27 protein-coding genes are annotated in these 23683 nt (G+C 60.7%); 6 read left to right on the top strand and 21 right to left on the bottom strand.

Translation table 11 applies throughout. The features are described 5' to 3' along the window. Positions 1–151 precede the first annotated feature (151 nt). From tauA to HFO71_RS30620, 3 genes are read left to right on the top strand one after another with little or no spacing between them, the layout of a single operon-like run. A complete protein-coding gene (gene tauA / locus HFO71_RS30630) occupies positions 152–1165 on the top strand; it encodes a taurine ABC transporter substrate-binding protein (RefSeq protein WP_221988848.1) in 1014 nt (337 codons plus the stop codon). A 55-nt stretch (positions 1166–1220) separates the two neighbouring features. Beyond that, entirely contained in the window at positions 1221–2009 is a 789-nt protein-coding gene (locus HFO71_RS30625; protein WP_221985392.1) for a taurine ABC transporter ATP-binding protein, read from the top strand. Beyond that, on the top strand, positions 2006–2860 hold the full coding sequence (locus tag HFO71_RS30620; protein ID WP_207160140.1) for an ABC transporter permease subunit: 855 nt from the start codon (positions 2006–2008) through the stop codon (positions 2858–2860). Before HFO71_RS30625 ends, HFO71_RS30620 begins: the two co-directional genes overlap by 4 nt. A gap of 24 nt (positions 2861–2884) precedes the next feature. Here the strand turns inward: HFO71_RS30620 and HFO71_RS30615 are convergent, their stop codons facing one another. The 16 genes from HFO71_RS30615 to HFO71_RS30540 all read right to left on the bottom strand — a co-directional run bounded on the left by HFO71_RS30615 (position 2885) and on the right by HFO71_RS30540 (position 15654). After that, positions 2885–3652: a gamma-glutamylcyclotransferase gene (locus HFO71_RS30615; RefSeq protein ID WP_221988847.1), complete on the bottom strand. Its 768-nt coding sequence runs from the start codon at positions 3650–3652 to the stop codon at positions 2885–2887. A gap of 3 nt (positions 3653–3655) precedes the next feature. Then, positions 3656–3964, bottom strand: coding sequence for a hypothetical protein (locus HFO71_RS30610; protein ID WP_163879380.1), 309 nt, complete (start codon positions 3962–3964; stop codon positions 3656–3658). An 11-nt stretch (positions 3965–3975) separates the two neighbouring features. Beyond that, entirely contained in the window at positions 3976–4557 is a 582-nt protein-coding gene (locus HFO71_RS30605) for an RBBP9/YdeN family alpha/beta hydrolase (protein ID WP_221988846.1), read from the bottom strand. Between the two features lie 70 nt (positions 4558–4627). Next, positions 4628–4777, bottom strand: a complete 150-nt coding sequence (locus HFO71_RS30600) for a hypothetical protein (RefSeq protein ID WP_165411174.1) — start codon at positions 4775–4777, stop codon at positions 4628–4630. A 13-nt stretch (positions 4778–4790) separates the two neighbouring features. Further along, entirely contained in the window at positions 4791–4967 is a 177-nt protein-coding gene (locus HFO71_RS30595; protein ID WP_221988845.1) for a hypothetical protein, read from the bottom strand. Positions 4968–5000: 33 nt separating this feature from the next. Beyond that, positions 5001–5198, bottom strand: coding sequence for a hypothetical protein (locus tag HFO71_RS30590; RefSeq protein WP_221988844.1), 198 nt, complete (start codon positions 5196–5198; stop codon positions 5001–5003). A 10-nt stretch (positions 5199–5208) separates the two neighbouring features. Continuing rightward, positions 5209–5769 carry an FMN reductase gene (gene msuE, locus HFO71_RS30585; RefSeq protein ID WP_221988842.1) on the bottom strand — a complete coding sequence of 187 codons (561 nt, stop codon included), beginning with the start codon at positions 5767–5769 and terminating at the stop codon, positions 5209–5211. Between the two features lie 199 nt (positions 5770–5968). Beyond that, positions 5969–6565, bottom strand: a complete 597-nt coding sequence (locus tag HFO71_RS30580) for a 2-hydroxychromene-2-carboxylate isomerase (protein WP_221988840.1) — start codon at positions 6563–6565, stop codon at positions 5969–5971. Positions 6566–6621: 56 nt separating this feature from the next. Further along, positions 6622–7659, bottom strand: a complete 1038-nt coding sequence (locus HFO71_RS30575; RefSeq protein WP_221988838.1) for an LLM class flavin-dependent oxidoreductase — start codon at positions 7657–7659, stop codon at positions 6622–6624. A gap of 7 nt (positions 7660–7666) precedes the next feature. Continuing rightward, positions 7667–8602 carry an ABC transporter substrate-binding protein gene (locus HFO71_RS30570; protein WP_221988837.1) on the bottom strand — a complete coding sequence of 312 codons (936 nt, stop codon included), beginning with the start codon at positions 8600–8602 and terminating at the stop codon, positions 7667–7669. 64 nt (positions 8603–8666) lie between these two features. Beyond that, positions 8667–9611 carry an ABC transporter substrate-binding protein gene (locus HFO71_RS30565; RefSeq protein ID WP_221962833.1) on the bottom strand — a complete coding sequence of 315 codons (945 nt, stop codon included), beginning with the start codon at positions 9609–9611 and terminating at the stop codon, positions 8667–8669. Between the two features lie 92 nt (positions 9612–9703). Beyond that, positions 9704–11479, bottom strand: a complete 1776-nt coding sequence (locus HFO71_RS36240; protein WP_221988835.1) for an amino acid ABC transporter permease/ATP-binding protein — start codon at positions 11477–11479, stop codon at positions 9704–9706. Positions 11480–11516: 37 nt separating this feature from the next. After that, on the bottom strand, positions 11517–12074 hold the full coding sequence (locus HFO71_RS30555) for a GNAT family N-acetyltransferase (RefSeq protein WP_221988833.1): 558 nt from the start codon (positions 12072–12074) through the stop codon (positions 11517–11519). Next, positions 12071–13270, bottom strand: a complete 1200-nt coding sequence (locus HFO71_RS30550; protein ID WP_221988831.1) for a M20 aminoacylase family protein — start codon at positions 13268–13270, stop codon at positions 12071–12073. Before HFO71_RS30550 ends, HFO71_RS30555 begins: the two co-directional genes overlap by 4 nt. Before the next feature lie 17 nt (positions 13271–13287). After that, positions 13288–14637 (bottom strand): LLM class flavin-dependent oxidoreductase, encoded by a 1350-nt coding sequence (locus HFO71_RS30545; protein WP_221988829.1) that lies wholly within the window; start codon positions 14635–14637, stop codon positions 13288–13290. Between the two features lie 24 nt (positions 14638–14661). Then, positions 14662–15654 (bottom strand): LLM class flavin-dependent oxidoreductase, encoded by a 993-nt coding sequence (locus HFO71_RS30540; protein WP_221988827.1) that lies wholly within the window; start codon positions 15652–15654, stop codon positions 14662–14664. Positions 15655–15873: 219 nt separating this feature from the next. On the opposite strand from HFO71_RS30540, the gene HFO71_RS30535 reads away from it, so the two are divergent. Both HFO71_RS30535 and HFO71_RS30530 read left to right on the top strand, forming a co-directional pair. Next, positions 15874–16155 carry a type II toxin-antitoxin system Phd/YefM family antitoxin gene (locus HFO71_RS30535; protein WP_065284557.1) on the top strand — a complete coding sequence of 94 codons (282 nt, stop codon included), beginning with the start codon at positions 15874–15876 and terminating at the stop codon, positions 16153–16155. After that, the gene (locus tag HFO71_RS30530; protein WP_221968849.1) at positions 16155–16481 is read left to right on the top strand and encodes a type II toxin-antitoxin system RelE/ParE family toxin; all 327 of its coding nucleotides are present in this window, start codon (positions 16155–16157) and stop codon (positions 16479–16481) included. The genes HFO71_RS30535 and HFO71_RS30530 overlap by 1 nt, the downstream gene beginning before the upstream one ends. 29 nt (positions 16482–16510) lie before the next feature. Here HFO71_RS30530 and repC read toward each other — a convergent pair whose 3' ends face one another. The 5 genes from repC to HFO71_RS30505 all read right to left on the bottom strand — a co-directional run bounded on the left by repC (position 16511) and on the right by HFO71_RS30505 (position 22605). Beyond that, entirely contained in the window at positions 16511–17821 is a 1311-nt protein-coding gene (repC, locus tag HFO71_RS30525) for a plasmid replication protein RepC (RefSeq protein ID WP_221988825.1), read from the bottom strand. Between the two features lie 199 nt (positions 17822–18020). Next, complete coding sequence (gene repB / locus HFO71_RS30520) at positions 18021–19010, bottom strand: plasmid partitioning protein RepB (RefSeq protein ID WP_221962844.1); 990 nt, start codon at positions 19008–19010, stop codon at positions 18021–18023. Continuing rightward, positions 19007–20224: a plasmid partitioning protein RepA gene (repA, locus tag HFO71_RS30515; protein ID WP_221988823.1), complete on the bottom strand. Its 1218-nt coding sequence runs from the start codon at positions 20222–20224 to the stop codon at positions 19007–19009. Before repA ends, repB begins: the two co-directional genes overlap by 4 nt. A 292-nt stretch (positions 20225–20516) precedes the next feature. After that, complete coding sequence (locus HFO71_RS30510; RefSeq protein ID WP_168290624.1) at positions 20517–20693, bottom strand: hypothetical protein; 177 nt, start codon at positions 20691–20693, stop codon at positions 20517–20519. Positions 20694–21519: 826 nt separating this feature from the next. Continuing rightward, positions 21520–22605, bottom strand: coding sequence for an ROK family protein (locus HFO71_RS30505; protein WP_221988873.1), 1086 nt, complete (start codon positions 22603–22605; stop codon positions 21520–21522). 123 nt (positions 22606–22728) lie between these two features. Here HFO71_RS30505 and otsB point away from each other — a divergent pair, with 123 nt between their 5' ends. Then, positions 22729–23508, top strand: a complete 780-nt coding sequence (gene otsB / locus HFO71_RS30500) for a trehalose-phosphatase (RefSeq protein ID WP_206116639.1) — start codon at positions 22729–22731, stop codon at positions 23506–23508. Positions 23509–23683: the final 175 nt, after the last annotated feature.

Here is a 23683-nt window from a genome sequence, read left to right as displayed (position 1 = left end):
CCTGTTGATCGCACAAGCGGCAGAATCACGAAACAATTATCTCTATTGTCTATAAATATAGTTTGTTATTTCTCCCGCTAGCCCCTCCCCAACCATTACGCTTTTGAGGGTGAGATCAAGGGCCGTCCGGCCCTGAACAAAGGGGCTCAAGATGAATTTCAGGAATTTGGTTGCCGCGATCGCCGTCGGCGTCGGCACTTTTGCAACGGCTGTTGTCGCCGAAGCGGCGGACAAGAAGGTCGTTGTCGCCTATCAGACCGACGCCTTGCCGTCTTCCGTGGCGATCGCCAATGGCGAATTCGCCAAGGAGACGGGATACGACATCGACTTCCGCAGGTTCAATTCGGGCGCCGAAATCTTTGCGGCCATTGCCTCCGGTGACGTCCAGATCGGCTATGTCGGCTCCAGCCCGTTTGCGGCTGCGGTATCACGCGGGCTCGAGGTCAAGGCCTTTTACCTCGCCTCCATCTCGGGCATCGACGAGGCTCTGGTCGTCCGCAACGGTTCCGGCATCGAAAGCCTGAATGATCTGAAGGGCAAGAAGCTTGCTGCCGCGCCGGTATCCACGGACCACTATCAGCTGCTGGCGCTGATCAAATCGCTTGGCCTGACCGAAAAAGACGTTCAGGTCTTCGCAATCCCTCAGCCTGAGATCGTCGCCAGCTATAACCGCGGAGATATCGATGGCGGCTTCGTCTGGGATCCGGCGCTCACCGAACTGAAGAAGAACGGGAAGGTTCTCGTCACCTCCAAGGAGGTGGCAGACAAGGGTGCGCCGACATTCTCGGCCTGGGTCGCGACCTCGAAATTTGCCGCCGACAACCCGGACTTTCTGAAGGGCTTCGCTTCGGTCATCAACAAATACTACGCCTCCTTCGCATCGGACAAATCCGCCTGGGGTCCCGACAGCGACAACGCCAAATCACTTGCCAAGCTTCTCGGCGGAACAGCTGAGCAGCAGGCATCGGCCCTGAAGAACCTCACGCTTCTGACACCTGAGGTCCAGGCATCGGATGCCTGGCTCGGCGGCGGCGAAAAGGCAGGTGCCGGCAAGATCCTCAAGGACACGGCATCGTTCCTGAAGGAACAGGGCAAGGTTTCCGATGTACAGGCGAATTACGGCGCCTTCGTCACCGCAGATGCCCTCACCGGCGTCAGCAACTGATCCTCCCCAGCGCCGGCGCGGCTTATCGCGCCGGCGTCGAACCTGCGAGCGCAACATGCTTAAAGTCGATCACGCCAGCGTTTTCTTCGCAGCCCGCGACGGGCGGACCGTTCACGCGCTCGATCGCGTTTCCTTCGATATTCCCGAACGGGGCTTCGTCGTCGCACTCGGCGCGTCGGGATGCGGCAAATCAACCCTTCTCAACGCGATTGCCGGCTTCCTTCCGCTTTCGGATGGCCGGATCACGCTCGATGGCCGTGCGGTGGAACAACCCGGCGCAGATCGCGGCGTCGTTTTTCAGAAAGACTCGCTGCTGCCTTGGAAATCGGTGATCGACAATGTCGCGCTCGGTTTGAAATTCGCCGGGGTCAAGCGCAGGGAGCGCCAAGCGCGCGCTCTGGAGCTTCTCCGTCTCGTCGGCCTCGACGAATTCGCCGGCGCTTTTCCCTACGAGCTGTCGGGCGGCATGCGCCAGCGTGTTGGCATCGCACGGGCTCTGGCGACAAATCCCGACATCCTGCTGATGGACGAGCCGTTCGGCGCCCTCGACAGCCTGACGCGCGAGCAGATGCAGGAATTGCTGGTTTCTATCCGGGATAAGACGGCGAAGAAAGTCTTCTTCATCACGCACTCGATCGAAGAGGCCTTGTTCCTGGGCACGCAGGTCCTAGTCATGTCACCTCGACCGGGGCGCGTCGTCGCACGCTTCGATCTGGATTTCGTTCGTCGCTTCGCCGAAACCGGCGATGCCCGATCGATCAAGGCATCGCCGCAATTTGCCGAGCTGCGCGAGGAGATACGCGCCATTCTCCACAGCACAGAAGACCTCAGGAGCGCCGCATGAGCGATATAGTGCAGGCCCCGCCGATTGCGGCGGGTAGAGAGGACCATCAGGTCAAGCTGGTGAAAATGGCGGGCTTTGGAGCCGGCGAGAAATCGACGGTGGCCATCAGCATTGCCACGGCGCTGGCCATACTGCTGCTGTGGTGGCTCGTCTCCGCCCTCGGTGTCGTTCCACACCTGTTTCTGCCGCGTCCTGACGAGGTGCTGACACAGATCGGCGCCATCTATCGCGACGGTTACGCCGGAGCGTCGCTATCCGAGCATGTTTTTGCGAGCCTGTTCCGCATCGTGCTCGCCGCCCTCATCGCCGTCTCCGCCGGCATCCCGCTCGGATTGCTCATGGGCCTGAACCGCTGGGCAAAAGGGGTGCTCGACGCGCCGATCGAGTTCTACTGGCCGCTTCCGCCACTTTCCTACCTGCCGCTGATGATCATCTGGCTCGGAATTGGCGAGACGTCGAAGATCACGCTGCTGGTGCTTGCGATGTTCGCACCGATCTGTCTCTCGGCCCAGGCCGGCGTCCGTTCGCTGCCGATCGAGCGCGTCAATGCCGCGCGTTCGCTGGGCGCGAGCCGGCTGCAGCTCTTCCTTGATATCGTCCTGCCGTCGGCCCTGCCCGAGATCCTCACCGGCATTCGGATCGCGCTCGGTGTCGGCTGGGGCACGCTGGTTGCGGCTGAATTGATCGCCTCCACGCGCGGGATCGGTTTCATGATCATGTCGGCTTCACAGTTCCTGGCGACCGACGTCGTCTTCGTCGGCATCGGCATCATCGCGATCTGCGCGTTCACCTTCTCGGCTGCCATCCGGTTTCTGGAGGCGTTCCTCGTGCCCTGGAAGGGCAAGCTCTGACCAGAGGGCGGCAGGGAGCGATATTCAATGGTTTCCCGCCGCCGCGTTCAGCCCGTGTATGGCGACGAGCTCGGCTGCGACCAGCTTCTGAAGCCGCCATAAATTGCGGTCCCGGATGCCACGTTCTTCCAGATGTTTCACCGTCAGATACAGATATTCGGCGCAGGAGCCCATGTGTCCGCAGGCTCTCGCGAGCACCTGCGCCACCGTCTCCAGCGGCAATCTGCGGGAAACACGCTCGCCTTTCGGACCAGCCCAAAAGACCAGCGCGCGCACCAGCCCATGCGCGGTCGCGACCGGGATCCAGCGAACGGTCGCAGTGTCTTCGATCGTGCCGACTTCACGGCGGATCAACCGCCGAATCTGACCAAGGCGATCATCATCGGCAAGCCTGAAGACGATGCCGTTGCAACGTCCACCACGATCAAGTGCCATCATCAGTCCCGGCTGGGCGCGCGTTCCCCGCCAGCGGGTCATCTGCAGGCAGAAGGAGCGATGCCACCCTCTTGTAGCGCCATGTTGCGATTCGACGGCATCGAAGTCCGGCTTCCATATTAATGATCCATAGGCGAAGATCCAAAGTGGCGCGCCGGTAGACTCCTGGAGAAGCCGGTTGGCGAGCATCTCCACCTCCGCTTCGGTCAGCGGTTTTCGGTGTGGCTCGGGGCCGACGTCGATCGCGGGGCGAAGGCTCAGCGATACGAGCTCGTCCGTCAGAGCCATTGTTGATCCGGTCATCAAAAGTTTGCTTCCCTGGACCGTCACCAGCTTATGCTCCCGGATATCCGTCATGCGTCAGTGCACCGTAAATCTGGCCGCGTCGGCCTGGCGCCGCTGCAGGCTGCGTATCAGCATCGCGGCCTCCCTGACGATTGCCGAAAACGTAGCATCATCGGCCTCTGCGATCCTTCCCGTCATCTCGCGGATGATCGTCGTCAAATGAATAATGGAATGGCGATGCTGCGGATCTTCCGATCCCATTTGGGCATCGGCCATGGTGAGCAGCGTCTGCACCAGCCGCTCCATGGTTTGGCGGCGCCTGGTCCTCGGGTCGGCATTCGGATCTTCGCTCAGGCGCAGCAGGTCGGCGACAATGTCGGACATTGCGATTCCACTCACATAGCAAAAGCCGGCGGCGTGGAAACGACATGCCTTCGACCGCGCGTTTGCGTCTTCAAGCCCTCCAGCAATCGGTAGCCGTTGCGCCAGCGGCCAAAGCCGCTGGCGACATTGATGTGCCCGGCAAGGCCGATATTCCTGGTCTCTGCGTTCCACAGGCGGCCGAACAGGGTCAACCGGTCGACCGTCATGTAGGCATCGTTCATGCTGCCGACGACGATGCTCGGAAAAGGCAAAGGTGCCGTCGGCATGGCGCCAAACGAAATATGCCCCGGATGCAGGTTTTCCGTGACCGGCAGATCGCATGGAGCAACGAGCAATGCTCCCTTGACGCGCCGCGCAGCACTTCGCCCGGCCAAGCGGGCGGCCAGCAGGCATCCGAGACTATGGGCGACCAGATAGGCCTCGCCGGCCTCCTCAAGCGCGCCTTCCAGTCGCAGCAGCCAGTTGTCAAGGTTCGGATGATCCCAGTCGTCCTGAACGACGCAACGACTGCCCGGCTGATCCTGCTGCCAGTGCTGTTGCCAATGCCCTTCTCCCGAGCCGAAAAGCCCGGGAAGAATAAGTACATCGATCATCTGCCGGCATCCTCTCTCAAGCCGCGCGCCGGTCTTTTTCCCGATCGGGGCAAACATCTGACCTCACTCATCAGATCCACCCGATCACCAGCGCGAACAGGAAAGTAAAGGAGCTGACGATCGTGCAGATTCCGGCCGCATGCCTGAAATGCGACATGACACTGCCTTCCGCTCTTCTCGCACCGTGCCGACGCAGGTCGGTCTCAACGATAATTGCCATCACGCCGCTCTCCTCAATACCAAAGGCCGGGCATGGTGCCCCAATAATGGAGTTCGTATTCGCGGGCGGACCGGTCGCGCTCTTCGTCCCGCGCATGCAACCCGTTTACAGGCTCGCGCACAGCCGGCGTCTTCGGCTCTAGCAGCCGACCAATCGCGAGCTTCAGCCAGAAGTGGAAATCAGGCTTCATGCAAACCTCCTGTCAGGAACCGGTATTCTTCGGCTAGGAAATCAGCGAATGACGTTGTGCATTGGCGAGTAGAACGTGAAGCGATGCCGTCGGTCCGTAGAGCATCAGCAGGCGGTTCTCCTCGCGTTTGGCGAGACGATATCGTCGGGCGAATTCGAAGACGCTCCACAATTGATCGCTTGGCCCCGGCCTCTCCGCATCGGTGATCGTCGCTTCTTGAGATCGAACCATGGCGGCCCCCTTACTCGGCCGCCGCCAGGGTCGGGTTTGCGCCCGGAAAGAAGGCCGCCAATTCGCCGATCACGTCGTTGATCCGGGCCAAAAGCGCGTCGGATGAAACCGCATAGTCTGTGAAATCGCGGTCGGACGCGTAAACGGCAGTCGGTAAGGTATGGGCCATGAAAAAACCAAACAGCGGCCGAAGCTGATGCTCGACCATCAACGCATGCCGGTCACCGCCGCCGGTCGCCGTGATGATGATCGGCTTTGCCCGAAGTTCGTGGGGGTCGATCAGGTCGATCAGGTGCTTGAAATGGCCGGGATAGGAGCCCTTGTAGGTTGGCGAGCCGATGATCAGGGCATCGGCCTGCACGATCTCGTCGACGACATGTCTGGCCTGCGCGTCGAGATCCTTGCGCCACAAGGCGCTGCCCAGCGACGGCCCGACATCATGCAGATCATAGCTCTTGCTGGTAAATCCGTAGCGAATGCTCGCACGTTCGGCGACGTGCCGCACAAGTGCTAATGTCTTCGATGGACGATTGAAGCTGCCAGCGATGCCGACGAGTTTGAAACCTGACATGGTTTTTCCTCTCTTTGCGTTGCTTCAACTATTGTCTACAAAATTGATAGATTAAAGGAACGTGCATCTCTCCTTGTTCGTGTCGTTGAAAAAAACGTTCGCCGCGGCTTCGGCACGCATAAGCTGCAAGCCGACCGCCATCGACATCTGCGACCTCGGGACGCTGCAATTCATTGCGGCCACATTACTTGCTTCAAGTCTAAGGCTTGTCGCCGTGAAGATGCCGTTCGAGGAAGGGCAAATTGTCCTGTCCCCAATAGATCTCGCCGTCAAAGACATAGGTGGGAAAGCCGAAGACGCCGCTGTCGCGGGCATGCACGCGGTCCGCCGACCACTTGTTCTGGACATCGTCATCGGCTTGTCGTCTGAGGAGTGCTGCGCCATCGAAACCTGCTGATGTCACGATCGCCTCGCGCACATCGCGCTTGCCGATATCCCTCGCCTCGCTCCAGAAGGCATGTTGCAGGGCGCGGGCAACGCCGATCCAATCCTGTCCGTCGAGATAAGCCGCAATCACGAAGAGGGACGCCGGCGTCGGATCGCTCAAATCCGGGCGATGTTCGAGCCGCAGTTCCTTGCCGCGCACGCGCGCCCAGCGCTTGAGGTCCCGCGTCCAGTAGGCGCGCCGGATCTCCGGGCGGTTGCGCGAAAAGATACCCCCATTTTCCTCGACCACCGTCGTCAGATAAGGCGTGATGACGACGTCGTTCTTCGCCGCAAGTTCGGCGAAGGCGTCGAAGCCGATGTAGGACCAGGGCGAGCCGATCGAAAAGAAATATTCTACCGATTTGGTCACTGATGCATGTTCCCCTGTGAGGTGATTGTTCTGCCGTCGAATGGGCGACGGCATTTTCAGGAAGCGGCGCGGATGTCGGATGGCGCTTTCCATCCGAGTTCCGGTGCGATTGCTGTCGCGAAGTCGTGGAGAATCTGACGATACTCCTCGTGCTCGAACTCGTAAGGAAGCTCCAGCCTCAGCTCGCTGACCTCGGGCAGGATCGGATCGGCAAACAGCTGCGCCAGTATCTCGTCCGATGTGCCGACGACATCCCGGGCGAACAGAGTGCGCCGCTCGCCCTGCGGCGAAAGCGTCCGCTCATGGCGGCCATCGGTATAATCTCGATATCGGCGGCGCGTTGCCGCATCGGCGCTGTCGAAAGGCACGATGACACGACCCAGCGCGACGCGGCGCTGCGTACCGGCGGCGCGATAGGTTTCGATCAGCCGCGATTGAGCGATGAAGAAATCATCCGTCCCCTCCCCTGTTATCACATTGCCGGTCAACAGGTTGAAGCCATTGCGGCCGGCCCATTCGGCCGAGCGCTGCGACCCGCCGCCATACCAGATCCGGTCGATCAGGCCCTTGGCATAAGGCTGCAGGCGTGGCCGCTGCGGGCCGAAGGGCGTCTTGATCAAGGTCTGTTCGTCGCCGAGATAAGTGCCACGCAGATTGTCGGCAAAGCGCAGCACGCGGTCGTGCGAGAAATCGTAACCCGTCCAATCGCCGTCGAAGACGAGCGGGGCGATCAGCTCGGCGTGCAGCGGCCGGCCGGCGCTGACGCCGATGTTCAGCCGTCCGCGCGACAGAACATCGACGGTGGCGAGATCTTCGGTCAGCCGATAGGGGCTCTCGTAACCGATCGGGATGACCGCGGTTCCAAGTTCGATCCGGCTGGTGCGCTGCGTCGCCGCTGCCAGGAAGGCGCTCGCGGAAGAGATTCCAGGCTCCAAGTGCCGCTGGCGGACCCAGGCGCTGTCGAAGCCCAGATCTTCGCCATATTGCAGCTGCTCAAGCGTCTGCTCCAATCCCGACAACGGATCGCCGTCGGGATAATTGCCGGGGGTGAGGAAGCCTATATGGTTGATGGATATGTCGCCCACTCGTGCCATCCGATGATCAGTATTTCGGCAGGCCGGGAGGGTTGGTCTCGGATGCCGGCAAGGCTTCTTCGGAGAGATGCCAGTGGTCGAGGATTTTTGCGTAGGTGCCATCCTTGATCAGGCCGTTGGTGGCGACAGTCAGCGCATCGGCCAGCCCACTTCCCTTGCGGGTGGTGATCGCGACATCCGAGCGATCCGGCCAGCCGGCGCTCAGCGTGCCGACGCGCTTGATGTTCTTGTCGCGCGCGGCGATGAAGACGAGCTGCGCATGCGGCTGGACGATGACATCGGCTCGGCCGGAACGCAGCGCAAGAAGGCTTGCCGCCTCGTCGTCGTAATATTGCAACTCGATCGGTTTCAGGCCGGCGACGACATCTTCCTCGCTCCACTTCACCAGGATGCGCTCCTGGTTGGTGCCGGCCCCGACGATGATCCTGAGGCCGGCCGCATCCTTGGGCTCCTTAATCGAGGTCACAGGGCTGTCGGATTTTACGAAGAAACCATGCAGGCCCTGGCGATAGGTGGAGAAATCGAACTTTTCCTTGCGCTGCTCGGTGACGCCGACGTTCGAAATGACGGCATCATACTTGCCCGAGACGAGGCCGAGCGGCCAGTCTATCCAGGCGACAGGCACGATCTCCAGCGTCAGCCCGAGGCTGTCGGCGATGGCATAGGCATAGTCGGGATCTGCCCCGACCACGGTCTTCGCATCCGTGGCATAGGTTGCAAGCGGCGGGCCGCCGGGGCTGACGGCGATGGTGAACTTGCCTGACGTGACGAACTTGAAATCCTTCGGAATCGCAGCGATAGCCGCATCGTTCTTGGCGGCGTGAAGCCGGCCCGGCTGCTCTGGGCTGAGGTCGAAATCCTCGGCTGCATGGGTTGCGCCAAAGGAAAGGGCCGACGCCATGGCGGCGATCAGCAGGGTCCGGAATGCCGGAAGGGCAATCATCGTCTTTAATCTCCAAACTGTGGCAGGGTGGCCGGCGGCAATGCCGCCGGCCCATGGGAACTGATCAGGAACCGCTCTTCGGCAGGCCCGGCGGGTTGGTCTGGGCCTTGTCGATCGCCTCAGGACCGAGGTTCCACGTATCGAGAATCTTCCGATAGGCGCCGCTGGCGATCAGGTCATTGACGACATCGGTCAAGGGCGCTGCCAGGCCGCTGCCCTTGCGCGTGGTAACGGCAATTTCGGCCGTGATCGGCCAACCGCCGCTGACGGTGCCGACGAGCTTGGTCTTGCCGTTGATCCCCGCCGAATAGGCCTGCGTCGCGTTCACGCTGAAGACGGTGTCGGCCCTGCCGGACTGAACGGCGAGATCCTTGACCGCGTCGTCGTCATAATATTGCACCTCGATCGGCTTCAGGCCTGCGGCGACGTTCTCGCGATCCCACTCCAGCAGGATTTTTTCCTGGTTGGTGCCGGCATCGGTGATCACCTTCAGGCCGGCAATATCCTTCGGCTGCTTGATCGCCGTAATCGAACTGTCGGCCTTGACATAAAAGCCAAGCTCATCCTTGCGGTAGGTCGAGAAATCGAATTTCTCCTTGCGTTCTTCCGTGACGGTCACGTTGGAGATCACCGCGTCGAACTTTCCGGAGGTCAGCCCCAGAGGCCAATCGGCCCAGGCAACGGAAACGAGTTCGAGCTTCAGACCCAGGCTGTCGGCAATGGCCTGCGCCAGATCGACGTCGTAGCCGATAACCGTCTTGGAATCGGAGGCATAATCATGCAGTGGCAGATTGCCGCTCGAGCTGATGCCGACGGTGAAGACGCCGTTTTCGACGAACTTGAAGTCCTTCATTTCGGCAATGCGCTTCTCGTTCTTTTCCACCCGCAGCCGGTTCGGCTGCTCCGGGCTGAGATCGAACTTCTGCTGCGCCTGCGCGGAACCGAAACCGATCGCGGCCATGGTGACCGCTCCCGCTATCAGAAGCCTTGCCCTAGCTGTAAATGTCATGCCCCTTCTCCATTTCATCTTCAGGTTGTGGTTATTGTTATTCGGCCGGAGCAGCCCATCGCGGCCCGGCATTTCACCAGCACAATCAGGCGCTAGAGAACCTTGGCGAGGAATTCCCGCGTGCGGGGATGTTCCGCTTGGGTGAAGATGCGGGCCGGCGGGCCAGCTTCCAGAATACGGCCGCTTTCCATGAAGACGACGCTGTCGGCGACTTCGCGGGCAAAACCGACCTCATGGGTGACGATGACGAGCGTCGTGCCGGTGCGGGCAAGCTCCTTGATCACGTCGAGCACTTCGCCGACGAGCTCCGGATCGAGCGCCGATGTCGGCTCGTCGAAGAGCAGCACCTTCGGGCGGAGCGCCAGTGCGCGGGCAATCGCCACACGCTGCTGCTGGCCGCCGGAAAGCTGGCGCGGATAGGCATTGATCTTGTCGCTGAGGCCGATGCGTGCCAGCAGCTCCTGCGCCAATTGCACGGCGTCCTCGCGGCCGGCGCCGCGAACCTGGATCGGTGCCTCGATGAGGTTTTCGAGCACGGTCAGATGTGGGAAGAGATTGAAGCTCTGGAAGACCATGCCGATATCGGCGCGGCGTTTGAGAATATCCTTCTCCTTGAGCTCATAGAGCGTGTCGCCCCTCCTGCTGTAGCCGACGAAATCGCCGTCCACCGAGATGAAACCCTCATCGACACGCTCCAGGTGGTTGATGGCGCGCAACAGCGTCGACTTGCCCGAGCCGGACGGACCGAGGATGGCGGTCACGCTGCCGGCCGGCAGGCTGAGCTCGACATCGTCGAGCACTTTCAGCGAGCCGAAGCTTTTGGAAATGCCGTGAATGCGCACCGCGCCGCCAGCGGCCCGCAGCGTCGCTGCATCCTGGAAACCGATCTTGCGCACGGTGTCGGTTGCCGTATCGAGGACAGGCAGCGGACGGCGGAAACGCTCGAAAAATGACTGGAAGGGCAATGGCGTCGGATTGCGCACGGAGCCTTTGGAGAAGTAGCGTTCGATATAGCGCTGAGCAATCGACAGCACCGTCATGATGATCAGATACCAGACGGTCGCGACCATCAGCAGCGGAATGACTTCGAGATTGCGGCGGTAGATCACCTGGACCGTATAGAAGAGCTCCGGCAGCGCCAGCACGTAGACCATGGAGGTGCTCTTCGCCAGTCCGATGAGTTCGTTGAAGCCGGTCGGCAAGATCGAGCGCATGGCCTGCGGCAGCACGATGCGGAAGGCCTGGCGGCGGCGCGGCAGACCGAGTGCGGCGGCGGCCTCCAGCTGACCGTGATCCACCGAGAGAATACCGCCGCGCACGATCTCGGCGAAGAAGGCCGACTGGTTGAGCGTGAGGCCGAGGAAGGCGGCGGCAAAGGGTGTCAGCAATTGCACTGTGGGATAGTCGAGGAAGACGGTATCGGTGAAGGGAATGCCGATCTTGATCGTCTCGTAGAGGTAGCCGAGATTGTTCAAGATCAGCAGCAGCACGATGACCGGGATCGAGCGCAGCAGCCAGATATAGCCCCAGGAAAGACCGGAGAGCAGCGGCGACTTGGAAACGCGGGCGAGCGCCAGAGCGGTTCCGAGGATGGAACCGGATATGGCGGCAAGCACAGTCAAAAGCAGCGTCCTGCCGAGGCCGACGAGCACTGGTTCGGCAAAGAACCATTCGGCAAAGACGCCCCAACCCCAGCGCGGATTGGTGAAGATGGAATAGAGCACGGCGATGATGACGAGGGCAGCAAAGATCGTGCCTGCCAGGCGGCCCGGATGACGCGCCGGCACGATGCGGTAACGGGAATAATCCTTCGATTCTACCGTCCTGCTGCCGGGGTCGATGCCGGCGAAATCCGTCGTCAGTGCCATGGTGCTTCCCTTTTATGATTGTCGGTCTTTGCCGTTTTCAGAAATTTGCGCCGGCTACCCGCAGGCGCGGTTCGGCATCTTCGAGAGTCCGCTGAGCGAGATGGGTGATGTCCTTCTCGAAGGGCAGGCTCTTATAGATTTCGGGATCGGCGGAGGTGTCGAAGAGAGCGGTGTAGCCGTAGTTCAGATAGAGCCCGACCGCCTCGGGCTGGCGAAAGCCGGTCGTCAGGTAGATGCGGGAATAGCCTTGGCGGGCGGCCTGGGCCTCCAGTTCCACCAGCACCTTGCGGGCAAGGCCCTGACGGCGCAGATCGGAGCGTGTCCAGATGCGTTTGAACTCGGCCGTGCGTTCGTCATAGTTCTTGAAGGCGCCGCCGCCGATGGTTTCGCCATCACGGATCAACAGGAGAAAATTGCCGTGAGGTGGCACGAAGGCTTCAGGAGGATAACGGTTCAGCTCGGCCGCAGCCCCTTCGGCATTGAAATAGTTGCCGTAGCGGCTGTCATACTCGTAAATCAACTCATCGATCAATGGCTTGGCGCGCGGGTCGAGTGGGCTGGTATAGAGAAACGTATCGCTCATATCGTTCTTCACCCGTTGTCATCAGTGAGGAAGGTTTCGGCGAGCCGCACCCAGTAGCGGGCGGCCGGCGCAATGATCGCGTCGTTGAAATTATAGTGGGCGCTGTGGAGAGGAGCGCTGTCGCCGTTCCCGACGAAGAGGTAGCTGCCGGGATTTGCCTGCAGCATGAAGGCGAAATCCTCGCTCGCGGTTCTCGGCCGGAAATCCTTCTCGATCGCCGCCGGGCCGAGTGCGTCATAGGCGACATCGCGGGCAAAGGCCGTCTCCGCCGCATGGTTGACCAGCGCCGGAAAACCGAGGCGGTAGTTCACATCCGCCTCGGCGCCGAAGCTTTCGGCCTGGGCGCGGGCAAGTGCAGGAATGCGCTCTCGCAACAGCTGGCGGACCGCCTCGCTATAGGCCCGCATGGTGAGCTTCATCTCAACGCTCTCAGGGATGACGTTCGAGGCGGAGCCGGCATGGATCGAGCCGACGGTTGCGACCGCCATGTCCTGCGGGTCGACATTGCGGGAAACGACGCTCTGCAGGGCGGTGATGAAGGAGGCCGAGGCGAGCACCGGATCGACGGCGCGGTGCGGTTCGGCGCCGTGGCCGCCCTTGCCGATGATCTTGATCATCGCCTGATCGACCGAGGCCATGGCAGGGCCGCTGACGAAGCCGAATTGACCCGCCGGCACACCCGGCCAGTTGTGCAGCCCGAAGACCGCATCGACTGGAAAACGCTCGAACAGGCCCTCCGAGATCATCTTGCGGGCGCCGGCGCCGATCTCCTCGGCGGGCTGGAAGATCAGCCGCAGCGTGCCGTTGAAATTGCCGCTTTCGGCGAGATAACGGGCGGCGGCGAGCAGAATCGAGGTATGCCCATCATGGCCGCAGGCATGCATGACGCCGGGATTGCTGCTGGCATAGGCAAGACCGGTCGCCTCCTCGATCGGCAGCGCGTCCATGTCGGCGCGGATGCCGATCCGCTTTTTGCCATCGCCGCGCCTGAGGGTGGCGACGATGCCGGTTCCGGCAATGCCCGTCGCCACCTCATAGCCCCAGGAGGAAAGGCGGGATGCCACCAACTTGCTGGTCCTGAGCTCCTGGAACGCAAGCTCCGGATATTGGTGCAAGTCGTGGCGAAGCGCGATGATCTCGTCGAGATAGGCAGCGATACCCTTCTCGACCGTATCCTTGCTGCGCGGGTTCTGAGCGATGATGTTCATGACGGTTCGTCGGCGCCTCAGGCGCTGACAGCCTTTCCACGCTCGACCTGATCCGCCTCCGCCGCATACCGGCTTTCGCGGAAGGGCAGGCCCAGATGGTCGCGCAGCGTCTCGCCCTTCAGGATCGGATCGAAATAGCCGCGCTCCGTGAGGATCGGCAGAACATATCTGGAGAAATCGTCGAAGCCCTCGGCGATGACAGGGAAACCGAGGATGAAGCCGTCGGCAGCGCCATGGTCTACCCAGCGGATGATCTCGTCGGCGATATGTTCCGCCGTGCCGATGAAGGCCGTGCGCGGCGTTGCCGAATCGAGCGCGACCTGGCGGAGCGTCAGGCCCTTTTCCCGCGCCGTCTTCTTGATGCGGTCGGTGGTGGCGCGGAAATTGTTCCTGCCGATATCGCCGAGTTCGGGGAACGGCTCGTCGAGCGGATAGACGCTGAAATTATGATGATCGAAGAAGCGGCCGAGATAGAGCAGTGCCTCCTCTGTCGTGACGAGGTTGCGGATCGCCTGATATTTGGCTTCCGCCTCTTCCTGCGTCGCACCGACGATCGGTCCGATACCTGGATAGATACCGACTTCCGCAGCACTGCGGCCATGGGCAATCACGCCGTCCTTGAGCTGGCGGTAGAAGGCCTGCGCCTCCTCGAACGGCCCGCCATTGGTGAAGACCGCGTCGGCATGTTTGCCGGCAAGCCTGATGCCGGAATCCGAGGCGCCTGCCTGGAAAACGACGGGCTGGCCCTGCTTGGAGCGGCCGATATTGAGCGGCCCCTCGACGCGGAAGAAGCGGCCCTTGTGGTTGAGGCGATGCATCTTCGTCTTGTCGACAAAGACGCCAGTCTCGCGGTTGCGGACGAAGGCGTCGTCATCCCAGGAATCCCACAGCCCCTTGATCGCATCGATATAGTCCTCGGCGATCTCGTAGCGCAGTTCATGCTCTGGATGTTCGCGGCTGTAATTGCGCCCCGAACCCTCGAGCGGCGAGGTCACCGCATTCCACCCTGCCCTGCCGCCGCTAATGAGATCGATCGAGGCGAACTGGCGGGCGATGGTGAAGGGATCGCTATAAGAGGTCGAAACCGTGCCGACGAGGCCGATTTTCGAGGTCGAGGCGGCGAGCGCCGAGAGAATGGCGATCGGTTCGAACCGATTGAGGAAATGCGGAATGGACTGCTCGTTGATGTAGAGCCCGTCGGCAACGAAGGCGAAAGCGATGCCGGCCGCCTCCGCCTTGCGCGCCGTCTTGACGAAGAAGTCGAAATTGACGCTGGCATCGGCCGGTCCGCTTGGATGTTTCCACGCATTCATGTGACCGCCGGGACCCTGCAGCATGATGCCGAACGTGACGTGTTTTTGAGCCATGGGATCAATCCTCCTTGGAAACGGTCAGGCGACGAGGGAAAGCCGCTCCTTGGCGAGTAGCTCGATGGAAGCCAGGCGCTCGGCGACCGAAAGCGCCGGCGTGTCGAGCACGAACTCCTTGACCCCGTAGCGGTGATGAAGTTCGTCCAGTTCCTTGCGGATCTGCTCCGCCGTGCCATGCAGCACACTCGGCACCTTTTCCTCGATGCGGTAATCGGTGACGCCGCCCTGGCGGGCGAATTCGGCCGCCTGCTCCTCGCTGCCGACATTGACGGTCTGGCCGTTCGGCAGGAACACCTTGACGATGCGCAGCTTGCCGACGCGCTCGCGGGCATAGTCCTCGCTTTCGGCGGCAAAGGCTGCGAGCGCCAGGATCGGACGCTTGCCGCCTGACGCCCGCTCATAGGCCTCGAAGGTTCGGCGCAGATTATCCGGATCGCCGTTCAAATGACCGGCGAAAACAAGTTCCCAGCCCTTCTCGGCAGCGAGCTCGGCGCTTTCGACGCTGGCGCCGAGCAGGAAACGCTCAGGCGCAGTCGGCGGGAAAGGCGTCGCCTGCGCCCCGTCGTAATTCGGGTCGGCGGCGAGATAGACGTTGAGATCGGAAAGCTGGCTCGCGAAATCCGGCCTCCTGGCCGGATCGACGGCAAGCTGCAGCGCGCGCGTCGAGAGCGGAAATCCGCCCGGTGCCTTGCCGACACCGAGATCGACGCGGCCGGGCGCAAGCGATGCCAGCAGATTGAAGGTCTCAGCAACCTTATAGGCGCTGTAGTGCTGCAGCATGACGCCGCCGGAGCCGATGCGGATCCTCGATGTCCTGGCGAGAAGATAGGCTATCAGCGCCTCGGGCGCGGAACTCGCCAGATTGGACATATTATGATGCTCGGCGACCCAGAAACGGTGATAACCGAGTTCCTCGGCCCGGGCGGCAATCTTTACAGTCGCCCGCAGCGCATCCGCGGCCGTTAGACCCTGTTCGATCGGGCTTTTGTCGAGAAGACTGAGGAGGTAGGTCATGGCACCACGATCCGATCCCTGGTTGCAAAGTTTCGTCTATAAAATCAGTAGACAAACTTCATTATAAGAAATGGCATTCTCTTTCGAACGCGCTGAGTGAAAAAAACCGGCCGCCCCTAAGATGGAAAATCTCTGAGGGCGCGCTGTGTGACGACAGCATAAGGCTTCTTTCAATCGACCACTTGATGGTCTATATTCTGGTCGAAAGGGAGAAACCGCATGAAGCTGTCAGAACAGGTCAAGCCGATCAGCTATCTCAAGGCGCACGCGCCGGAAATCATCCGGACGCTGAAGGATAATCCGCAACCGGTCGTCATTACTCTTCACGGAGAGGCGAAAGCCATCCTTCAGGACGTCGGCCAATACGAAGAAACCCAGGAGACACTGGCGCTCCTGAAGGTGTTGGCGCTCACCAACCGGCAAGTCGAGGACGGCAAACTGCGCCCTGCTGCGGAGTCCTTCGCGCGCATCCGCAAACGTCTGGCCGACAGCCAATCCTGATGCCATATCGTGTTCTTTTCGCCGAGGATGCGGAACGCGACATCGAGGATCTCTATCGATTTATCGCCGGCCGCGACGGCGCCGACACGGCAGAGCGCATTCTGACGGAGCTTGAGAGCGCCTGCGCCGAGCTTGAAGAATTCCCCGCCCGTGGAAATATTCCGAAGGAGTTGGCGGGTATCGGAATTTCCGAATATCGGGAACTGCACCATAAGCCGTGGCGCATGATCTATCGGATCCTGGGCACGGACGTCGCCGTCTACTGCGTCGTAGACGGACGTCGCGACATGCAGAGTTTTCTGGAGCGAAGGCTTATCCGCGCTTAGCCACACGCTGCCCACACGAAGGTTGAACACTATCCAACTTTCCGCCCGGCCGGCGCATTTGCCCGCAGAAGTGCCATCAGCATCGGGCCGATCGCGAATTCTCCCTTTTCGCTTCGCCGCGTCAGGCCTCGAAGATAGCCACCGGCCGAATTAATATGGCCGCCGCGCTCCAGGATGCACGCCATCACCGTCGCGGCGTTTTCCGGACCCATCACATTGGCGGCCTCTTCGTAAGCCGACGGACTGACGCCCAGCATCGATCGAACGATGACGGCTGCGGCCATCAGATCGCGCCAGTTGCGGATTGCGCCATTCGGCCCATAGGCAAGGATTTCCGGGCAGGCCTGCAGAACCAGGCCGAGTGGGAAGGATTTCAGTCCGCCACCATCATTGCGGACGTCCGGCCGTCGACTTTGCTCTTCCTCCTTCTTCTGCCCGTGCGGATAGGCTGCCTCACCCCTACCCTTCTCTGGCGCCACGGCCCCTCGGTCGTTGTCTTGCTCAGCTATCGCGCCCTGCTTCGTTTCGAAGCTTGGTTCAAGTTCAGAGGTGGATTCGGGATTTGAATTCTGTATGTGACGCTCGATATAATCGGCATTGCCGCGCTGTTTTGTTGATTTAACCCGAATTTCCAGCCGGTTAAGAATATCTGTGCGCAGGGCCGTCAATTCATCCAGCAACAGTTCAAGCTGCGCTGTCGTCGGCGATCGCGGCAGGCCTTCGATCAGGTCCCGGAATTCGCAGTATAGGCCTTGCCAATCCCCAGGGATCTCTTCTTCAACTGCCGCTTCGATCAGTTTGGCAATGTCACGGCGGCAAAGGGTGATGCGTTCACGCAGACGCTGGACATGCAGCCGCTCAGCCATCACCGCGGCCGCGAGCTGTTCGATCTCCTCGGCACGGGCAAGCAGCGGCGCCAGCGAGAAGCCGAACGCCTCGTCGACCTCCCCTGCCCTGTCCCTGCGGACGTAACGCTTGCCGTTGGGGCTATCCTTGCGCAGCAGAAGGCCTGCCTCGACGAGCGCGGCAAGATGGCGCCGGACGGTCTGTTCGGCCATGCCATGCGTTCTGAGAGAAAGCTGGATATTCGACGGGAAGACGACCAAGCCGTTTTCCTGGGCCAGCTCGTTCTTCGGATAAAAGCTCAAAAGCGCGTTGAGCACGGCAAGCGCTCGATCGCCGATGCCAAGCAGCGGCTTTGCTTCGCATAGCGCGCGAAACAATTTCCACTTGTCGACCGACTGGTCCGGCTTGATCTCCCCGGCCATGACTTGATTTGCAAGCATGCCAAACGTCATCGACCGCCGCCCGAAGGGCGTCGTCACACTTCCGGTTTCCATATCTTCCACCTCAACGAGGCAAAAGAAATCCGCTCACCAAAACGGCGCCAAAAACTCTTGACAGCGATTCTCGGAAGTGCGATTCTCGGAGGTGTTCAAGACTACGAGGAAAGCTTCCGTGACGGTGACGTTCGGGGGCTTTTTTCTTTTGCGCGTTATCTCCTATCCGGATTGTCAGCTGACAACCGGTCTAACTGCCTCATTTTCCCGCATTTTCCTCTTCGAACTCGGCGGCGAGGCCTATCAACCGCTGAGCCAGGAACTCCGAAAACGCCGCCGATTTGACGGTGATGCGAAAGGTTTTGCCGGAGCGGGCCACCAAAGCAAGCGGCGCGCCCCCTTGGGTCCGGAGCGTCTGCTCGGCCCGCTGCGGTGCGCTCTTCTCCTCCAGTGCCTTCCAGATGACATCGAAGCGGCTGTTGGTCTCCAATACATCGAAACCGGCGGCACTGATTGCGGCCCGCGCCTTCTTCTGTCCGCCCGTCTCTCTGAACTTCTCGGCAAACGCCAACCAGCGTGGACGGCCGACCTTGGGGGCCGGCCCGATGGCGAGAATGAGCTCGGGGTCGATCGTCAGAGCCACCTGCAGGAGCCTTGACGTTTCCGGCTTGTCTGTCGCCAGCGCCTTGGCAATCATGTCGCGGCTGAAGCCATGTTCATCCATGCGGCGTGCAAACAGTGCCCGCTCGATAAAACTCAAGTCGACACGGGGGCCATTTTCCTGACCCTGTGCGAGGATCAGCTCTTCATCCGTGAGCTTTCGCACGACGGCCTTAACGGGAACCCCGATCTCTGCTGCCGCCCGCAGGCGCCTGTGGCCATAGGCGGCCTGGTAGTGCCCGGCCCTTGTCGGGTCCGGGCGCACCAGGATCGGAACCTGCTGCCCGCTTTCCTGGATGGACTGCTTCAATCGCTCGAACTCGGCATCTTTGTCGACCGGGATACGGTCGCGGATGAAGGACATTTCGACGGCAGCCGGATCGATCTCCAGCACCTTGTCGCCGGAGGCCAGCGATTCGCGCAGCGCCTTTGCGGCGGCTGCTTCCTCTCCCAGTCGTCCAAGCGACAGGTTCATCGCCTTGACCGCTCCCGATGGTCGATGCGGCTGTTGCACGCTCGGCACTTCCGGCCGTGTCGGCTCGACGGCGCCGACCATGCTCTTCAGGATGTCGCGTCCTTTTGGGCTCATGTCCTGCTCCATGCGCTGCGAATGAGTTGCTCGACCTCGGCATTGACGCTGTCGACGGATTCCACCCCGCGGTCATAGGTCTGGCGATGCATCGTCTCGCGTCCCGCCTCGTAGATTGTCTGCTTGGACAGGCCCGCATCCGAGACCGCTGTCGACTTGACCATCATCGAGGTCAGCACGCGCTCGCCGAACAGGCTGCGAAGGAAGGCGACGATCTGCGCCTGCGGTCCATCATTGGCCTCATAGCGGGTGATCAGATAGCGCATCCAATCATAATCGAGATTGCCGCCTGCCTGCTTGACCACGGCCAGAAGGTCGGAGGTCATCGTCAGGAACTGGTTCATCGACGCGACGTCGAGCATCTGCGGATGGACGGTAATGAGGACGGAAGTAGCGGCACAAAGAGCAGACAGTGTCAGGAAGCCGAGGGTCGGCGGGCAATCGATGATGACGACGTCGTAGCTCTGCTCCAGCGAATGCAGCGCATTGCCGACCCGCATGAAGAACATGTCCTTGTCGTCGCGGTTGGTGTCGGCGAGCGCCTTTGGAGTATCGTGCTCGAACTCGTGCAGTTCGAGATTACCGGGAATGAGATCGAGCCCCGGAAAATAGGTCTGGCGGACGATCTCGGCTACGTCGCGGCGCGTTTCGTCATATTTGATGGCACCGTAAAGCGTCTCGTTTTCGCCGACGTCGAATTCGGGCTGATATCCGAGCATCGCCGACATCGATGCCTGCGGATCGAGATCGACGGCGAGCACGCGGTAGCCGCGAAGAGCCAGGAACTGCGCCAGGTGGATGGATGTCGTCGTCTTGCCGGAGCCACCTTTAAAATTGGTGACGGCGATCACCTGGAGATGATCGCCCGGCCGGCGCATCGGCAGATAGGAGGGTTTGGTGCGCCCGAGATGGTGGCGCATCGCATGAATTTCCTCAAGCGAGAACACCCGTCGACCCGCCGCCGTCTTTTCCGGGTTGATGCTTTCCACCTGCGCGGCGAGGTGGCGAACATAGCTGTCGGTGACGCCGAGCAGCTTGGCAGTCTCGGTGCTGCTGAACCGCCTTAGCGATTTGCGGGCGTCGGGCGAAAACAACCGCTCGAACAGCACCTGCAATTGGCTGCTGAGCATCGTCGAGTCCTGCGCGATCGTCTCGTCGATCGAGACTCGACTCGCTCTCTTGGCTTTCTCAACAATCGCGGCCTTGGTCGGCATTCACGCAAATCCTGATAAATCGGGTCATTTTGCGCAAATGATCGTGAGTCTGCCGATTCCGTCAAGCGATTTCTTGGTTAGCCAATGGATAACAAACCGGATTCGACGAAAAAATCATGTGGAATTCCGGAATCTTAGCGCCATTGTCAGCTGACAATGGCGACCGTGTCCGCCTCCATCGACGGCCACCCTTAGCGCATCTCAGCATATTTCAACACGGCAGAACGCCATTACCGACGCACTGGAAGACAACATCCGCCGCTTGGGCATGCCGGATCAGGCAATCCGTTTCTCATTTATAGGCAGACGAGCGGCACAGGCTTTCGACCTCCAGCCCGCGAACGGATTCGCTGCCGGAGGCCTTGTCATTTGCGTCTTGGGTTTCGGCGACGCGGCGTGGCTGAGCAAGGCTCAGCATTTGTTCGAGACGGCCGGCATTGAGCGGAGCGCTTATTCCCTTGAAGTTCATGATCCATCTTTCGTCTGCGCATCGATTGCGTGAAGTTGTGGAGATAAGCGCAATTTGAACCCGCCGAGAACCGCCCGCCGGCGTTATCACCATCTTTTCCGATGCCGCGCTGGAAAGGGGAGGGAGACTTCCATCTTCGAGCGCCGCTCTGAAATGCGGTTCGGCAGCGAGGCTCGCCGTCTCGGATCGCTTCGGCGCGCAGAGATCGAGTGGCGCGCAGGAGCGGCCTGCCATGCGAGACTGAATCTTCGCCGGCGCACCGGCGAACCGGCCGCTGTCTCCGATCACGAGGCATCGCCGGAATTCCGAGATGCCGGTGCGGGCCTCACTTCAGGGAGCGCTGTTGCTGAGTGATATCGGGGAAGGGGAGGTGTGGCCGGGGTCTAGATCGGCAGAATATTGAGGGCAGGGGGCGTTGAAAGGTGGGGATCGTTTGTCCGCAGATCCGATCGATCGCCAGGCCAGGCCGATGACACCAGTCCGATCAGATGCCGGCAGTTGTGCGCGAACAGGTTTCCGACATCCCGCGGGCGTCGTCCTCCGCGAAGATCACAACAGCGTATGCTAGGCGAATCAGGTCGCGGCGGGTATGATCGATACTGCTAATCGGGATCATGCGTTGGTATCGCAGACGTTTGCCGATAGCCTGATCAACCAGATCTCACTCCTGTTCGGCAAAGCGACTATCTTCCCTAGCGGAACTTATTGGCAAGTTCGCTTCCGTCTGCGGAATTCCTTCTTGTTTACCTGCTATTTACCATAATGCTCCACGGCCCGGTCGATCCGGCGTTCATTGCGTGCAGAGTTGCGCGAGACAGGCATTCCACTATCGCGCCTTCGTTCCCTCGCGATTCGTAAAATGCGCATTGCCCAACCCGGTGCCGATGGTCAGCACCGCCCATCTCGACACGTCGTTCATAAAAGGGATCTGCGACAATCCCTGCACGACGGCATCGTTGTGCATCATTACGAATGTGCTGTGGTCGCCGATCTCGGGAATGGCCTTGATCAGTGCGGCGGGAAGGTTGAAGCTGTCACTTTCCCAATTTCCGCCCGGCAGGTTTTGTCCACCGCGTTCGATCGAGCCATCGGCTTTGATGATGCCCGGACAGGCGATCCCGATAATGGGAGCAGGTTTCAGGTTGGCCTTTTCGGCCTTGTCGATCAGGTCCTGCAACATCGCCGCCAGCCTCTCTATCGTTCCGCTACGGCTTGGCTCGTCATCGGCATGGCGCCAGATCGCCGATTCCCAGACGCTGGCATCCGCAAAGTGCGGTGTTTTTTCCTTTCCGAACTCGACGACGCCGGCGCGCACGTTCGTGCCACCAATATCGACGGCGAGGATGGCCTCATAACCCTTGAACATCCACCCCGGCATGAGATGGACTGAGCCGATCAGCCCCGCCTCGTCGGGATGATGGACGATCGGCACAACCTCGATATTGAGGCCGGCCGCCTTGAGAAGAACCATGGTCCTGGCGATCGCCAGTTCTCCGAAGCGACTTCGCCTGAAGCCTCCGCCAACGACAATGCGCTCGGTCTTGGACCAGCGCTCATCCTTGAGGAACTTTCCGATCACCTCGGCAAAGTCCTGGGCAAAGTCCTCCACCGCTCCCATGACCAGAGCGGCAGCCTCCATGTCGTCGCCCGTCAAGAGGGCCTCGATCTTTTTCTTGGAAAGCTTTGTCGTCGCGGTCTTGCCGATCGGATCGTCCCCAAACTTGCGGATGCGTTTTCGCCAATCGTCGAGCTTCTGCTGGAACGTCTTCTTATTGGCGTTGTCGCCAACGAAACCGTTCTTGTCACGCAGTTCATTGTTGTAATCATCGATGGTCACCAACGGCAGAACTATGGCGCCATGTGCCAATGGTACATGGATCTCATCACGGGGCTCGGAACTGCCTTTGGGCATCAATGTACCTTCTGCCGCGCGAGGTCTCGAACAGGCGGCGAGATACAACGCGGACTAGCTCTGGATGTTCCGGAGTCTGAAAAGTCACCTTGCCCTCATCGACTAGCGACCTAGCTTCAATGATTGCAGAGTTTGGAGAATGCCGTGCAGGACGATGCCGCTACCCAGGAAATGCTTTCAATGGTCTTGGAGGAGCCGGACCGCTGGGCAATGTTTCTCGATATCGACGGGACGCTGCTCAATCTTGCGCCCACACCGGATGCGATCGAGGTCCCGGAGGCGCTTCCCGGACAACTGCATCGCCTGTCGAACAAGCTCGGCGGCGCCTTGGCGCTGGTCACCGGACGGTCGCTTGCTTATGCAGACGCGCTGTTCAAGCCCTTTGCATTTCCGACAGCAGGCCTGCACGGCGCAGAAATCAGGAACGCCGCTGGAATGCAGACGATCGAGGCGACACCTGAATTTCAGGCGCTGAAGCATGCACTGACCGCAGAAGCCGAGCACTACCCCGGCGTCTTGATCGAGGACAAGGGCGCAGCCGTTGCCGCCCACTACCGGCTCGCGCCCGAATATGAAAAGGTACTTGAAGAGCGCATGCACCACTATGCTGAGATCGCCGGGCCGAACTGGGCATTGCAGCTTGGCAAGATGGTGTTCGAGCTGCGTCCGGCACGGTCGAGCAAGGGCGATGCGCTGGAGCGGTTTTTCCAATCCGACCCGTTCAAGAACCGCTCCCCGATTACCATCGGCGACGACCTCACCGACGAGTCGATGTTTGCGATCGCCAATGCCCGCGGCGGCGTGTCCGTGCGTGTCGGTGCGATCGGCGCCCCGAGCTGCGCCACGAGCCGGCTGTCTTCTTCTGCGCTGGTCAGAAACGTCATTGCAGCCTTGGCCGCCTGAGGCCGGCCCTTGGACGATGTGCGAAGTGGATTACTGCCGTCCTTACACCGGTTGCGCAGCGCCGATTGTCAAAAAAGTATCGGTTTTAGCCGGGAATCGTGGTGGCGGGCGTGACACGAGCCCACTACACTCTCCTTAACAATAAAGCCAAAAAGGGAATTTGGCGGGCGGCTTG

Origin of the sequence: Rhizobium laguerreae (assembly GCF_019778565.1) — a bacterium.
In the GTDB taxonomy this organism is placed as follows: domain Bacteria; phylum Pseudomonadota; class Alphaproteobacteria; order Rhizobiales; family Rhizobiaceae; genus Rhizobium; species Rhizobium laguerreae.
Note: the sequence above shows the minus strand (reverse complement) of the source record. Positions and strands in the feature narration are given on the sequence as shown.